Here is a 14,256-nt window from a genome sequence, read left to right as displayed (position 1 = left end):
GCGGCGTGAGGTCTGTATGAACATGACGAGGCAAATGATCATGTACGTGCTGGCGGCGGCGGTGGCGTGGACAAGCGTCGTGCGTGCGGAGCCGGTGCCGGAACAGCGCGCCTGCCGCTCGATCCATCTGTTCTACAAGGCCCCGACGGGCACGGCCTTCTTCAATGAGATGAAGATCATGCAGTCCGCCCCCGGCTCGTACTTCATGGCGGCGGGCTGGTCGACGGGATACATGGGCTTTCAGGAACTGGCCAACGGCAAGAAGATCGCCATCTTCTCCGTCTGGGACAAGCACGAAGGCAACGACCCGGGCTCGGTCCCGGATGAAGTACGCGTGCAGGTGCTCGCGCAGGGCGAGAACGTGCGCGTGAGCCGATTCGGCGGCGAAGGCACCGGCGGCAAGAGCATGTTCGATTACGACTGGAACATCGGCGAGACGTACCACTTCCTTGTCACCGCCGCCGCCGACAGCGATCGCACCGTGTACAGCGGCTACTTCTTCATGCCCGAGACGAAAACGTGGAAGCACATGGCCACGTTCTCCACCATCACTGGCGGGCGGCTCATGAACGGGTACTACTCGTTCGTCGAGGACTTTCGGCGCAATTTCGAGTCGGCGAAGCTGGCCCGCGAAGCTCGGTTCACGCGCACATGGGTCCGCGATGCCAAAAACGAATGGCACCCGTGCGCCGAAGCTCAGTTCACGGGCGATTCGAACCCCGCCCTGAACATCGACGCCGGCCTGACCGAGGGCTGGTACCGACTCATCACCGGCGGCGCGACGCAGAACCTGCACACGAAACTTTGGGGCAGAATCAGCAAACCCGCCAACACATTCGGCGCGCCCCCGGCCGATCTGCCGGGGCTGGAGTGATCACTTGCCCAGTTCGCGCGAGCGGGCGGCGGCGGCCTGGATGGCTTCGATGATGTGCGCCTTGATCTGATGGCGGTCCATCGTTTCGATGGCCGCCTGCGTGGTGCCGCCGGGGCTGGTGACTTTGCGGCGAAGTTCGGCGGGCGTGTCGGGCGACTGGCGCATCAATGTGGCCGCGCCGAGAATCGTCTGCTGTGTGAGCAATGCTGCCACATCGTCGGGCAGGTCCAGCGACTTGGCCGCCTCGGTCATCGCCTCCGCGAGGTAGAACACATACGCGGGACCGGACCCCGACACAGCGGTCACGGCGTCGATGGCGTCCTCTGCCAGCCGCACCGCTTCGCCGGACGCGCCGAAAATCTGCATCGCCAAGAGGTCATCGCCTTCGTTCGCGTCCACGCCGACCGCCACTCCGGACATGCCGATGCCGACCATCAAAGGCGTGTTGGGCATCACGCGCACGATGCGCAGCTTCTTGCCGACCGTTGCGGCGAGCTTCTTCGTCGTGATGCCCGCCATGATCGACATGACAATCTGGCGCTCCGCATCGAGCGACTGCAAATCGGCGGCGACGGTCGGAAGCATCTGCGGCTTGATGGCGAGCATGATCTGGGCCGCGTCGAGAATGACCTGCTGGTTGGATTCGACCGCCAGCACGCCCATCGCGTCGAACACTTTTCGCCGCTGCCCGGCGGGGTCGGACACGATGACTTTTTTCGAATCGAGGACGCCGCGGTCGACGGCGGCGCGGACGATCGCCTCGGCCATGTTGCCTCCGCCGATGATGCCCAGTTCATATTCCATGATTTCGCTCCGCGTTTTCCTTGAGCCAGCGATTGCGGATGCGCTGGGCGGTTTCCAGAAGTTCGCAGACCGGCTCGCGCTGCCCGTCGGTCAGACGATGGCGCAGATCGTCGATCAAAGCGCTCAGTTCGTCCAGCGCCCGCACGACCTGCTTGCGATTGTCTGTGAGGATGTCGGCCCAGAGCTGCGGGTCGCCGCTGGCGAGGCGGGTCGTGTCGGTGAACCCGGTCGAGGCGACATGCAGCCCGCCCCCCTGCTCCGCCAGCAGCACGAGCAGACCCGCCATCACATGCGGAACATGCGAAATGTGCGCGACCATCTGATCGTGCAGCTCCGGCGCGGCCTTGTATACGAGCATGCCCAGCGACTTCCAGAGTTGCTCGACGCCGCGCATCGTCGCTTCCTCCGTCGCCGGGCTCGGCGTCATGATCACCGGCTTTCCCTTGAACAGATCCGCCCGCGCATGTTCGGGTCCGGTGTTCTCGCTGCCGGCCATCGGGTGCGAGCCGACGAAGCGCTCCGGATGTTTGAGCACCTGCGAAGCGGCGTGGACGATGCTGCGTTTCGTCGAACCGACGTCGGTGATGATCGCATCGACGTCGCGCAGTTCGGAGAGTTGGCGGATGATGGTGTTGACGGGCGTGGCGAGGAGGATCAGATCGCTGTGCCGCGCGGCGGCGAGCAGGTCGTCGGTGGCGTCGTCGATGCAGTTGCGGGCGAGGGCGGTGTCGCGCGTCGCTTGGGAGCGCGCCACGCCGACGATGCGCCCGATGAACCCGGCGTGCTTGAGCGCCAGGCCGATCGAAGCGCCCAGCAGCCCCGGGCCGACGATGGTGATCTGCTTGAATGCGGGTAACGTCATACGGGTCCTTAGGTCGGGTATAATACCCGCACGAATGGGCCATGCTAGCCGATCCGCCGCCGCGATGCGACGGGTGGTGAGGCGGCCTCGATGGAGACGCTCATGCCCGCTGGAACGTACGAAGGCAGCTACCAGCTCGAGTTCGAAAAGCCGCTGGTGCAGCTTGAAAAGCAGATCGCTGAACTTGAGAAGCAGGACGACGCGGACGGTCATTTCGCGGCGGAGATCAAGAAGCTTCGGCAGAGTCACGCGACGCTGATGAAGAAGACTTATGCGCGGCTCACGCCGTGGCAGACGGTGCAGGTGGCGCGCCATCCGGGTCGCCCGCAGTCGATCGACTACATCCGCGCGATCGTCAAGGACTTCGCCGAGTTGCACGGCGACAGGCGCTATGGCGACGACCCGGCGATCATCACGGGCTTCGGCCGCATCGGCCCGCACAAGTGCCTGATCGTCGCGCATAACAAGGGCAAGGACGTCAAGGAGAAGATCGCCTGTCATTTCGGATGCGCTCACCCCGAGGGGTATCGCAAGGCGATGGCGAAGATGAAGCTCGCTGAGAAATTCGGACTGCCGGTGGTGACGTTTATCGACACGCCTGGCGCGTATCCGGGCATCGGGGCCGAGGAGCGCGGACAGGCGGAGGCAATCGCGTACAACCTGCGCGAGATGGCTCGGCTCAAGACACCCGTCGCGTGCGTGGTGATCGGCGAAGGCGGCTCCGGCGGAGCGCTGGGCATCGGCGTGGGCGGCCGCATTTCGATGCTTCAATATGCCTGGTACAGCGTGATCAGCCCCGAAGGATGCGCAGCGATTCTCTGGAAAACAGGCGAAAAGGCGGCGGATGCGGCGGAGCAGCTTCATCTGACGGCGCGCGAGAACATGAAGCTCGGCGTCGTGGACGAAATGATCGAAGAACCGCTCGGCGGAGCGCATCGCGACCCGGCGTCGACGGCGGCGGAGGTCGAGAAGTGGCTCGTCGCCGCGCTGCGCGATCTGAAGCGATTCAAGATCGACAACCTCGTCAAGCGCCGCTACGAGAAGTTCCGCACGGTCGGACAGACGGCGCAGGTCTGAGCGATGGACGCCCCGCTGCTGCTCGGGTTTGACATCGGCGGGACCAAGTCCGCCGTCGTCCTCGGCGATGTCGAGGGCCGCATTCTCGAGCGTCATCAAATCGACACTGCCGATCCCGACACGACGGTCGCATCGCTCATCGACGCAGCGCGCCCGTGGTGCCGATCGCATCGTCCCGCCGCCGCCGGCGTCAGCGTCGGCAGCCCGCTCGACCGCAAGCGCGGATTAATTCAGTCGCCGGCGAATCTGCCGCATTGGGTCGATGTGCCGGTCGTGGAACGCGTGCGCGAGGCGTTGGGGATACCGGTCAATCTCGAAAATGACGCCGACGCCGCCGCGATGGCGGAGTGGCACTGGGGATGCCGTCGGGCGGTAAGCGACATGGTCTACCTCACCTGCGGCACCGGCCAGGGCGCCGGCCTGATTCTCGATGGCCGGCTGCATCGCGGCGTCTCCAACCTCGCCGGCGAAATCGGGCACGTCCGCCTGCGCGACGCCGGCCCGGTCGGCTGCCGCAAGGCCGGGTCCGTTGAAGGATTCACCAGTGGTAAGGCCCTGGGCTCGCTCGCCCGCATCGCGCTGGCGAAGCCGCATCCGCCGACCGTGCTCGATGAACATGAGCATGTCGACGGGCGCATTGTCGGCGACGCCGCGCTGGCGGGGGACGCGGTGGCGATTCAGATCGTGACGGAACTGGGCACGCATCTCGGCCACGCCTGCGCGATCCTCATCGACATTCTCAACCCGCGTCGCATCAGTCTGGGCTCGCTGGCGATTCGGCTGGGCGAACTGATACTTCGCCCCACGCGCGCCGCAGCGCAAACCGAAGCGATGGCGCGGTCGTATGAAGCGTGCACGATCGACGTCGCCCTGCTCGGCGACCGCGTGCAGGATCTGGCCGCCCTTGCCGCGGCGATTTCGGATAAGGCGCTCGCATGAATCCATCGCGGTTACAAACTCAAAACGGCTCGCTCCTGCTGTTCCGCAAGTTAGGCGTCGATGTGTTCGTGCACTGGAGCTGGCTGCTGGCGGCGGTGTATCAGATCAACCGCATGCAGTCGGGCGCGATGTCCGAAGGCGAAATCCGCGAGCCGCTTGTCTACTACATCCTCGAATATCTGTGCCTGTTCCTGATCGTGCTGATTCACGAATATGGTCACGCGCTGGCGTGCAAATCCGTCGGCGGGAAGGCGGAGCGGATCGTGCTCTGGCCGCTCGGTGGGCTGGCGTTCGTGCAGCCGCCCCCCCGCCCCGGCGCGACGCTCTGGTCCGTCGCCGCCGGGCCGCTCGTCAACGTCGTCCTCGTGCCGGTGCTGTACGGATTGGCCATGCTCACCGTCGCGCTCGATCAGCCGATGACTGCCCGCCTGGTTTACGAGATGTCGATGATCAATCTCGCGCTGCTGATCTTCAACATGATGCCGATCTATCCGCTGGACGGCGGACAGATTCTGCGTTCACTCATCTGGTTCTTCGTCGGGGCGGGACGGAGTCTGATGATCGCCGCGGTCATCGGCATCCTCGGCGCCGCCGCGCTCGTCGGCCTCGCGCTTTACGCCGAGGAACTATGGCTCGGGCTGATCGGCTTCTTCATGGGCATGCAGTCGTACAGCGCCCTCAACTATGCGCGCCATTTGCGAGAGTACGAGCGATCGCAGCAGTATCCATGACCTTACGCCATCGCCCCCCGCAGCTTCGCCGCCTCATCGAGCAGATTCAGCGCCACCGGAATCGGCAGCACCGTCGCCGCATCGCTCAGCGCCTTGGGCGGATTCGGATGCGTCTCCAGAAACAGCGAATGCACGCCCGCCGCCACGGCCGCGCGCGCCAGCAGCGGCGCGCGATCGGGGCGCCCGCCGCTGGTGTGCCCCTGCCCGCCGGGTTGCTGTGTGGAGTGCGTTACGTCGAAGCAGACGGGGTAGCCCAGATCGAGCATGTCGCCAAGGCCGATGAAGTCATTGACGAGGCGGTTGTATCCGAAGAACGTGCCGCGTTCGGTGAGCATGATGCCCGCGGCCTTGGACTCGGTGAGCTTGCTGATGACGTTCGTCATTTCCGCCGGCGAAAGGAACTGGCCCTTTTTGACGTTGACCGGTTTGCCCGTCGCCCCCGCCGCCGCGAGCAAGTCGGTCTGTCGACACAGAAACGCCGGGATCTGAATCACATCGACCGCCTGCCCCGCCGCCGCCGCTTGCGATGATTCATGAATATCCGTCGTCACCGGAACGCCCAGTTTCTCTCGGCATTGTTCGAGAATCCGAAGACCCTCCTCAAGCCCCGGGCCGCGGGCGCTGTGAATGCTCGAACGGTTCGCCTTGTCGAAGCTCGCCTTGAACACATACGAAAGCCCCCGCTCCGCACACCGCTCGAGGACCGCCGCTCCGATCTGCAAACACTGATCGAGCGATTCGATCACACACGGCCCCGCGATCACCAGAAGCGGTTGCGACGGTCCGACCTGATATTCACCAATGCGCAGTGTTTGCTTCATGCCTCATCCTGTTCGCGTGGAGGTGATCGCCATGTTGTCCCGGTGCACGACCTCGTCGTATGCCCGGCGGCCGAGGATGTCTTCGAATTGCGTGGTGCGTTTTCCCATGATCGCCCGGGTTTCGTCGGAGTTGTAGTTCGTCAGGCCGCGCGCCAGTTCGTGGCCGCGCGCGTCGCGGATCACCACGACGTCGCCCTTCTGGTATTGGCCGACGACGTCGATGATGCCCGTGGCGAGCAGACTCTTGTTGCGTTCGATCAGCGCCATGGCCGCGCCTTCGTCGACCATGATGACGCCCGCCGGGCGGACGGCTTGTCCGATCCAGCGCTGGCGCGGCGCCATGCGTCGCTGCGCTGGCACGAACAGCGTGCCGACCGTCTCGCCGGCCATGATCCGTCGGATCACATCCTTGGCACGCCCGTTGGCGATGACCGCCGCCTCGCCGGCATCGGTGACCATGCGTGCCGCTTCGAGTTTCGTATGCATGCCGCCGGTGCCCATCTCGCTCTTGCCCGAGCGGATCAACGAGCGCGCCGCCGCGACGTCTTCGACGACGTCGAGCACCTCGCCCTTCTCGTCCTGCAAACCGTCGATGACGCTCAGCAGGATCAGTACATCGGCGCACAGTGCGTTGGCCACCAGAGCCGCCAGCACGTCGTTGTCCCCGAGCCGAAGTTCAGCCACGCTGACCGTGTCGTTCTCATTGATGATCGGCACGGCCCGCATCTCGTGCAGTTCCGTCAGGCAATTGCGGATGTTCAGATACCGATTGCGATCTTCGACATCATCCCGCGTCAGAAGCATCTGAGCGATGTTGAGCCCGTACTCGGCGAAGAACTCGTGCCAAGCGTTCATCAATCCCGTCTGCCCGACGGAGGCGACGGCCTGAAGCACGCCGACGTCCTTCGGCCGCTTATCGAGATTCAGAATCTTCCGACCCATCGCCACCGCGCCCGAGCTGACAAGCGTCACATCGCATCCCTGTCCGATCAACTCGGCGATCTGCTCGGCGAGCCGCTTCATGTAGCGCGTGTCGAATCCGCCCGACGCATTGGTCAGGATCTGCGACCCGACCTTGATCACGATGCGCTTGGCGCCGACGAGAACCTGCTGGCGAATCTCACTTGATGACATATCTACGATTCCGCACTGATGAGCTTCATCTGCTTGAGGATCATCTGCACATTCCGCCGCGTCGCGCCCTGCTGACTTTTGAGCACGTCGCGCCCGCGCTGAGCCAGCGCCAATCCCGTCGCCGGATCGAGCAGACGTTCGACGGCCGCTCTGAGCGAGGTCCCTTCCGCGACCTGCACGATGCCGCCGCCGGCCACAAGTTTAGCCATCATATCCGCAAAATCCTCCACGTTCGGTCCGATCACGACCGGCCGCCCCAACGCGATCGGCTCCGTCATGTCCGATCCGTGCAGCGGACAGAAGCTCCGCCCGATGACCACCACATCCGCCAGCGCATACGCCCTGCCCAGTTCCCCGATCGTGTCCAGCAGAAACACACCCCGCGCGTCGATCGGCCGCGTGGTTCCATCTTGACAGTCGCGGCGCCGCACCGGGTTGCCCATCGCCGCCGCCGCCTCGTCGAAACGCTCGGGCTTGCGGGGCGCGATGAGAATCTGCGCCGGCGGATCGCCCAGGCCGCTCAATGCTTCGATGAACAGCTTCTCCTCGCCCGGCCCGCTCGAGCCGCACACGATCAGCTTCCGCCTCCGATCGATGCCCAGCGTCGCCGCCAGCGCGTCCGCCCCCGGCAGCGTGTCGACGATTTTCGTCGTGTCCCACTTCATCGTCCCCGTCACCGTCACGCGCTCCGCCGCGACGCCCATGCCGACGAACCGCTCCGCATAATCCGCATCCTGCGCCGCCGCGGCGGCGAGTTTGGCGAACGTCGGCTTGAGCAGCGGCCGGACCATGCCGTAACGCTTGTAGCTCCGCGCGCTGAGTCGTCCGTTGATCACCATCACCGGCACCCCGCGCTTCGCACATTCATCCACGAACGTCGGCCAAACCTCCAGCTCCACCAGCGCCACCGCGTCCGGCTTCACCGCTTCGAGAAACCGCCGCACGCTCGACGTGAAATCCAGCGGATAGCGCACCACGACATGACGTTCGCCGAAGAGTTGCTTCGCCCGCGCCATGCCCGTGTCCGTCGTGACGCTGATGATGACCTTGAGTTGATCGCCGTGCGCTTCAAGCTGCGTGACAAGCAGGCGGATCGCATTGACCTCGCCGACCGACACCGCGTGAATGAGCAGCGTCTTGCGCCCGTCGCGCGCTTGCGCGGGGGCGTGCCCGAAGCGCGACGCCCAATCAGTCCGCCATTTGCCAGTGCGCAGAAGACGGTAGCCCCAGAGCGGACTGCTCAGTGTGGCACCGACGGAGTAGAGGATGTCGTTGCCGAATGACATGGGGCCATTCTAAGCGGTTATGCTATGATCAAACAAAGGAGGTTCTCAGCAATGGTCCGAACCGAATCGACGATGCTCACGCTCGGCACGCCCGCCCCCGACTTCGCCCTGCCGAATGTCGACGGCAATGTCGTCAAGTTGTCCGACTTCGCCGGCAAACCCGTGCTGGTGATGTTCATCTGCAATCACTGCCCGTTCGTCAAACATCTCGCCTCGGCACTTGCTGAGTTCGGGCGCGAGTACCAGAAAAATGGACTGGCGATCGTGGCGATCAACGCCAATGACGTCGCCAACTATCCCGACGATGCGCCCGACATGATGGCGGCCGAATCGCGTCAGCGCGGGTACACCTTCCCCTATCTGTACGACGCATCGCAGGACGTCGCGCGGGAGTATCGGGCCGCGTGCACGCCGGACTTCTTCCTTTTCGATAAGGACCACAAGCTCGCCTATCGCGGCCAGTTCGACGATACACGCCCGACGCGCATTTCCTCGGGTGTGTACGACTCGTCGAAGAACATGCCCACCGGCGCGGACCTGCGCCGCGCCGCCGACGCCGTGCTCGCCGGCAGGAGCGTGCCCGAGCCGCACTACCCGAGCGTCGGCTGCAACATCAAATGGAAGGCCGGCAACGCGCCGGCGTACTTCGGCGGATGAGTATGCTGCATCGCATCCTCGAGCCGGAAGTGATGGACGATCCCGTCGAAGCGCGCGAATATGACGCCATGGATCATGCCAAGCCGACGGAAGCGATCGTGCGGCGTCTGCGTTCGCTCGAAGCGCACGGGCGCATGCTCGATTTGGGCATCGGCGGCGGACATATCACGATCGGCGTCGCACAGGCGATCACCGACTGCACGATCGTCGGCGTCGATCTTTCACCGATGATGCTCGAAATGTCAGCTCGTCGCATCGCCGCGGCGAATCTGGCGGACCGGATCGCCGCGGAGCGGGCGGACGTCAAGGCGCTGCCGCATCCGGACGGCGCGTTCGATGTCGTTTTCAGCAACACGATTCTGCATCACATTCCCGAGCCGCTCGCGATGTTGCGGGAGGCATGGCGCGTACTCAGGCCGGACGGCGTGCTGGTCATTCGCGACCTCTTCCGCCCCCCGACCGCTGCGCGACTCGCCGCACTCGTCGATGAGCACGCCCCGCTTTCGATCAACACGCCCGACCAGCGCCGGCTCCTCGCCGAGTCGCTTCATGCGGCGCTGACACCGGACGAATTGCGCCAACTCGCCGCCGAAGCGGGTATGACCGGCGTCGAAGTCGTCGTCGAGACGGATCGGCACATGGTGCTTCAGACCGTGCCGCGATGAAGGGCTTCGTGCAGTTTCCCGCCGCAGGACGCCAGTTTCGACTCCGCCGTCGCGCGATCGACGCCGAGTCGTTGCATCACGACCGCAACTTTCACCGATCCGCCCGCCGCATCGACCCATTCGAACCCCCGCTCGCGCGACACGCCGGTCAGCGCGGCGACGATACGCGCGGCCCGATCGCGCAGCTTGGCATTTGAAGCCCGCACGTCCACCATGAGATTCTCGTACACCCGCCCGGTGCGGATCATCAGCGTGGTCGAAATCGCATTGAGCGCCAGCTTCGTGGCCGTCCCGGCCTTGAGGCGCGTCGAACCGGTCAACACCTCGGGGCCCGTCGGCAAAACGATCAGATGATCGACACCCGCCGGCTTGTCGATGGGCGTGCAGACGATCATCGCCCGCAGCGCGGGCGCGGCATGGCGAAACCCGCCGAGCACATACGGCGTCGTGCCGCCGGCGGCGATGCCGATGACGGTGTCATTTTTCGTCAGCTTCAGTGCAATCAGTTCCGCCGCGGCGCCGTCGGGATCGTCCTCCCTGCCTTCGCTGGAGCGGCGGAGAGACGTGTCGCCGCCGGCGATGATGCCGACGACGCGTGTTGGATCAATCTGAAACGTCGGCGGGGCTTCGGAGGCGTCGAGCACGCCGAGGCGGCCGGATGTCCCCGCGCCGAAGTAGATCAGCCGTCCGCCCGCCGCGAAGCGCGGCTCGGCGTCCTCGATGAGCGCCGCCAGCGACGTCTCCGCCACCGCCATCGCTTCGAGCACCGCCGCGTCCTCTTCACGCATCGTTCGCACGATGTCGCGTACGCTCATCGTGTGCAGCGACATCGTGCGCGGATTGCGCTGCTCGGTGAGCAGATGCGAGCGATCGGGCGGTCGGGTCATGGATAGATCCAGCACGGGCGTGGAAACGTATCGGGGTCGCGGCCGGTGACCTGCGCGAGCGTGATGGGCACGTTGTCCTGCGCCAAAGCGCCGAGCACCGCCATGGCGATCGCCTCGCGGTACTGCGGATCGACACCAAAGGCATCGCTCATAACGATCTTCGGCCGGGTGTGCGCGGTGATGGCGTCGACGAGGGTCGTGTTGCGGGCACCGCCGCCGGCGAGGATGGCGCGGTCGGCGTCGGTGATGGCCTCGCCGATGATCTGGCCCAGCACGGCGCAGGCGGTGGCGGCCAGGTCCTCGCCGTTGCAGTTGGCTTCAAACATGCGGGCCCAGTCGCGGGCTTCATCGCCCGTGCCCAGCGAGCGGCCGCCGTCGGCCTGCTCCTCCAAGAGCGTCATGAGCATCTGCTCCGCTTCGGGGTGCACGATCCCGTGCTTCGCCGCGGCGCCGCCCTTGTCGTACCGCTTCTTGAGCCAGCGGCGGGCGATGAAATCGAGCAGTTGGTTGCATGTGCAGATGTCCCCGCCGCGGATCGAACTCAAGGCCGCCTCGCCCGATTGTTTCGTCGCCGGCAGCCAGGTGAAGTTGGCGAATCCACCAAGGTTCACGACGGCTCGCGTCTCGGCAGCGTCGCGGAAGAGGATGTGATCGGCGAGCGGCGTAATCGGCGCGCCCCATCCGCCCGACGCCATGTCCGCCCCGCGCAGATCGAACGCCACCGGCAGCTTCAGTTCCTGCACGATGTGATGCGGGTTCATGAGCTGCATCGTGACCCGCGCTTCGTGATAAACCGTCTGTCCATGCACGACGACGAAGTCGACCTTGTCGTCACCGATGAAGCGTTTGAGCATCAGCGCATGGGTCAGGCCAAGCATCGAGGCGTATCGGGCGGCATCGCCGATGGGCTTGGCTTTCTGCGAGGCGACGCCGCGCAGCAGCTTGCCCAGCGAGCGCAGCGATTGGCTTTCGGTGCGCACGGTTTCGATGCGCATGTCCAGTCCGTTCCCGTGCACGCGCACCAGCGCGATGTCCAGGCCGTCCATGCTCGTGCCGGTCATGCATCCTGCGATCAGTCGAGTACTCATGGGGGCCCATCATAATCGCGGGCCTGCGAACCGAGAAGGCAGACGCAAAAGGCAAGCGACGTCGCGATGAGCATCTGCCATGGGAACGCCAGGTCGATCGCCGGGAAGCCCATCGATTTCCACGGCTGAAGGTTCATGACGAGCACCGCGATAAACCCGGTCGCCAGCGCCGCGATGACGGAGGCCGTCGAGCCGCGCTTGGTCAGAAGGGCTGTGAAGAACACGGCGACGAGGCCCGAATAGGCGAAGGTCATGACGCTCAGCGCGAACGCCAGCAGCGTCTTACCGCCATGCGATTGCCAGTACGCGCTGACGACGGCGAACGCGCCCAGCGCCGCGCCCCACAGCAGCACACCGAGCCGGCCGGCGCGCAGGTAATGCCGCTCGGTTTTGCCGGGACGCAGCGGGCGGTAGAAGTCGCTGATCATCGTCGATGACATGGCGTTCAGTTCACTGTTCAAGCTCGAGAGCGCCGCGGCGAAAAGACCCGCCATCATCAGTCCGCTCACGCCGGCGGGCATGTGATCAAGGATGAAGCTCAGGAAGACCTGTCGATCCGTGGCGGGCATCGAAGCCGGCGCGGCGTCGCCCATCAGGTCCGGGCGCTGGTAATAGACCCAAAGCAGCAGGCCGACGATCATGAACAGCAGCGCGACCGGCACGCTGAAGACGACGCCGCTGATGGCGGACCAACTGCCCGCGCGGGCGGAGCGGCACGTGAGCATGCGCTGGGTCAGGTCCTGATCCGTGCCGTAGGAGCCGATGCCGATGAGCGTGAAGCCCACGAAGGCGGAGACAAGCGAGTAGCGCCCCGCCGCGCCGAACCCGTCGAAGACTTTGACCAGCGTCAGTTTCGACGGCTTGTCCGGCGCCGGATGCGTCAGGGCGTGAACGATCTGCGACGTGTCGGCGGGGATCAGTCGAACGAGGATGACTATGGCGACGATCGCCGCGCCGATGAAGACGAAGGATTGGATGACATCGGTCCATACGACGGCTTCGATGCCGCCGATGAGCGTGTAGATCGAGCCGATGACGACCATGGCGGCGATGGCGATGCACAGGTGCGTCGGCGTGATGTCGCTGAAGGCGATGAGCGAACCGGCGATCGCGCCCATGTAGAGCCGCGCCCCGCTGGCGAAGACGCGCCCGATCATGAACATTCCGCTGGCGGTCATCTTCGCCGCAGGTCCGTACCGCAGTTCGAGCAGTTGGTACACGGTCGTGACGTTGAGCCGGTAGAACACGGGGATGAACAGGACGGCGACGATGATCGCGGCGGCGACGAGGCCGAGGTAGGTGCACAGGTAGGTCAGATCGCCGGCGTAGGATTCCTCGGGTGCGCCGATGAACGTCGCCGCCGAGAGCGAAGTCGCCATGACGCTCATCGCCGCAGCCCACATCGGCATGCGCCGCCCCGCAAGGAAGTAGTCCGTCGTGTCCGCCTGCCCGCGGCGCGTGAACGCCAGACTTGCGATGACCAGCAGCGCAAAGTACCCGCCGAGCACGACCCAGTCCAGATTCGCGAACGCTCCAAGCACCAACATGCGTCTGTCATCGGCCAATGCGCCGGCCCCGGTCGAAAAAACGGAGGCTACCCCGCCGACCGCCCCGCTGCTACCATCATGGCGGAATCCAATTGAGGATTTCGTCACATGTCCGAGTCGTCGGCGGTATTCAATCAGCGGTTCACCACGACGCGATGGAGTCTGGTGCTGGCGGCGGCCCATGAGCCGCAGGATGCTTCACGCGCGGCACTGTCGCAGTTGTGCATGCTGTACTGGTATCCGCTGTACGCATTCGTCCGCCGCAAGGGCGTCGATGCGGAGGACGCCCGCGATCTGACGCAGTCGTTTTTCGCACGCCTGATCGAAAAGCATGACCTGAGCATGGCTGACCCGGACCGCGGGCGATTCCGCTCGTTTTTGCTCAGCGCGATGACTCATTTTCTATTGAACCACTGGCGATCCGAACGGGCGATCAAACGCGGCGGCGGACAGACGGCCCGCCCGCTGGACTTCAACATCGACGACGGCGAATCGCGCTATCGGCTTGAGCCGTCGCACGACGAGACGGCGGAGCGCGTGTTTGAACGGGGATGGGCGATGACGGTGCTCGAAGCGGCGATGAACAATTTGAAAAGCGAGATGGCGGCGGCGGGAAAGATCGCGCAGTTCGAGGCGCTGCGGATTTACATGGATGGGGCGACCGATCGGCCTTACAGCGAGGCGGCGGAGGCGATGGGCATGACCGATGTGGCGGTGCGCGTGGCGGTGCATCGGATGCGCGAGAAGTTTCGCAGGCACCTGCGCGGGCTGATCGCCGAGACGGTCGCGAGCGAGGCGGAGGTCGACCGCGAGATTCGACAATTGATGATGGCGGTGCAGCGATGAAAATCCTTCGGCGGGGTGTAACGAACTTGGCGAAACGG

At 64.9% G+C, this 14,256-nt stretch carries 15 protein-coding genes; 7 read left to right on the top strand and 8 right to left on the bottom strand.

Annotated features, from left to right (window positions below):
- Positions 1 to 16: 16 nt before the first annotated feature.
- Positions 17 to 874 carry a DUF3472 domain-containing protein gene (locus GC162_11915; GenBank protein MBI1369344.1) on the top strand — a complete coding sequence of 286 codons (858 nt, stop codon included), beginning with the start codon at positions 17 to 19 and terminating at the stop codon, positions 872 to 874.
- Here the strand turns inward: GC162_11915 and GC162_11910 are convergent, their stop codons facing one another.
- Both GC162_11910 and GC162_11905 read right to left on the bottom strand, forming a co-directional pair.
- Complete coding sequence (locus tag GC162_11910) at positions 875 to 1,678, bottom strand: pyrroline-5-carboxylate reductase (GenBank protein ID MBI1369343.1); 804 nt, start codon at positions 1,676 to 1,678, stop codon at positions 875 to 877.
- A complete protein-coding gene (locus tag GC162_11905) occupies positions 1,668 to 2,753 on the bottom strand; it encodes a prephenate dehydrogenase/arogenate dehydrogenase family protein (protein ID MBI1369342.1) in 1,086 nt (361 codons plus the stop codon). Before GC162_11905 ends, GC162_11910 begins: the two co-directional genes overlap by 11 nt.
- On the opposite strand from GC162_11905, the gene GC162_11900 reads away from it, so the two are divergent.
- Genes GC162_11900 through GC162_11890 form a run of 3 tightly spaced genes read left to right on the top strand, consistent with a single transcriptional unit; the run spans position 2,643 to position 5,287 of the window.
- On the top strand, positions 2,643 to 3,617 hold the full coding sequence (locus GC162_11900) for an acetyl-CoA carboxylase carboxyltransferase subunit alpha (GenBank protein ID MBI1369341.1): 975 nt from the start codon (positions 2,643 to 2,645) through the stop codon (positions 3,615 to 3,617). The two genes, GC162_11905 and GC162_11900, sit on opposite strands and share 111 nt — an antisense overlap.
- 3 nt (positions 3,618 to 3,620) lie before the next feature.
- Entirely contained in the window at positions 3,621 to 4,556 is a 936-nt protein-coding gene (locus tag GC162_11895; protein MBI1369340.1) for an ROK family protein, read from the top strand.
- Positions 4,553 to 5,287, top strand: a complete 735-nt coding sequence (locus GC162_11890; protein MBI1369339.1) for a peptidase M50 — start codon at positions 4,553 to 4,555, stop codon at positions 5,285 to 5,287. The genes GC162_11895 and GC162_11890 overlap by 4 nt, the downstream gene beginning before the upstream one ends.
- 2 nt (positions 5,288 to 5,289) lie before the next feature.
- Here the strand turns inward: GC162_11890 and kdsA are convergent, their stop codons facing one another.
- The 3 genes from kdsA to GC162_11875 are packed head-to-tail and all read right to left on the bottom strand — an operon-like array spanning position 5,290 to position 8,528.
- A complete protein-coding gene (gene kdsA, locus GC162_11885; GenBank protein ID MBI1369338.1) occupies positions 5,290 to 6,108 on the bottom strand; it encodes a 3-deoxy-8-phosphooctulonate synthase in 819 nt (272 codons plus the stop codon).
- 3 nt (positions 6,109 to 6,111) lie between these two features.
- A complete protein-coding gene (proB, locus tag GC162_11880) occupies positions 6,112 to 7,242 on the bottom strand; it encodes a glutamate 5-kinase (GenBank protein ID MBI1369337.1) in 1,131 nt (376 codons plus the stop codon).
- A gap of 2 nt (positions 7,243 to 7,244) precedes the next feature.
- On the bottom strand, positions 7,245 to 8,528 hold the full coding sequence (locus GC162_11875; GenBank protein MBI1369336.1) for a hypothetical protein: 1,284 nt from the start codon (positions 8,526 to 8,528) through the stop codon (positions 7,245 to 7,247).
- A gap of 51 nt (positions 8,529 to 8,579) precedes the next feature.
- On the opposite strand from GC162_11875, the gene GC162_11870 reads away from it, so the two are divergent.
- Positions 8,580 to 9,185 (top strand): redoxin domain-containing protein, encoded by a 606-nt coding sequence (locus tag GC162_11870; GenBank protein MBI1369335.1) that lies wholly within the window; start codon positions 8,580 to 8,582, stop codon positions 9,183 to 9,185.
- Positions 9,146 to 9,850, top strand: coding sequence for a methyltransferase domain-containing protein (locus GC162_11865; protein MBI1369334.1), 705 nt, complete (start codon positions 9,146 to 9,148; stop codon positions 9,848 to 9,850). Before GC162_11870 ends, GC162_11865 begins: the two co-directional genes overlap by 40 nt.
- Here the strand turns inward: GC162_11865 and murQ are convergent.
- Genes murQ through GC162_11850 form a run of 3 tightly spaced genes read right to left on the bottom strand, consistent with a single transcriptional unit; the run spans position 9,832 to position 13,555 of the window.
- Positions 9,832 to 10,737, bottom strand: a complete 906-nt coding sequence (gene murQ, locus GC162_11860; GenBank protein ID MBI1369333.1) for an N-acetylmuramic acid 6-phosphate etherase — start codon at positions 10,735 to 10,737, stop codon at positions 9,832 to 9,834. The genes GC162_11865 and murQ overlap by 19 nt on opposite strands.
- Positions 10,734 to 11,825 (bottom strand): hypothetical protein, encoded by a 1,092-nt coding sequence (locus GC162_11855; GenBank protein ID MBI1369332.1) that lies wholly within the window; start codon positions 11,823 to 11,825, stop codon positions 10,734 to 10,736. Before GC162_11855 ends, murQ begins: the two co-directional genes overlap by 4 nt.
- A complete protein-coding gene (locus GC162_11850) occupies positions 11,822 to 13,555 on the bottom strand; it encodes a sodium/solute symporter (protein MBI1369331.1) in 1,734 nt (577 codons plus the stop codon). Before GC162_11850 ends, GC162_11855 begins: the two co-directional genes overlap by 4 nt.
- On the opposite strand from GC162_11850, the gene GC162_11845 reads away from it, so the two are divergent.
- Positions 13,481 to 14,218 (top strand): sigma-70 family RNA polymerase sigma factor, encoded by a 738-nt coding sequence (locus GC162_11845; protein ID MBI1369330.1) that lies wholly within the window; start codon positions 13,481 to 13,483, stop codon positions 14,216 to 14,218. The genes GC162_11850 and GC162_11845 overlap by 75 nt on opposite strands.
- Positions 14,219 to 14,256: the final 38 nt, after the last annotated feature.

The sequence above is a fragment of the Planctomycetota bacterium genome, assembly GCA_016125255.1.
Taxonomy (GTDB): Bacteria; Planctomycetota; Phycisphaerae; order Phycisphaerales; family Zrk34; genus RI-421.
The sequence above is the reverse complement of the archived record's forward strand: the minus strand, read 5'-3'. Positions and strand labels throughout refer to the sequence as shown.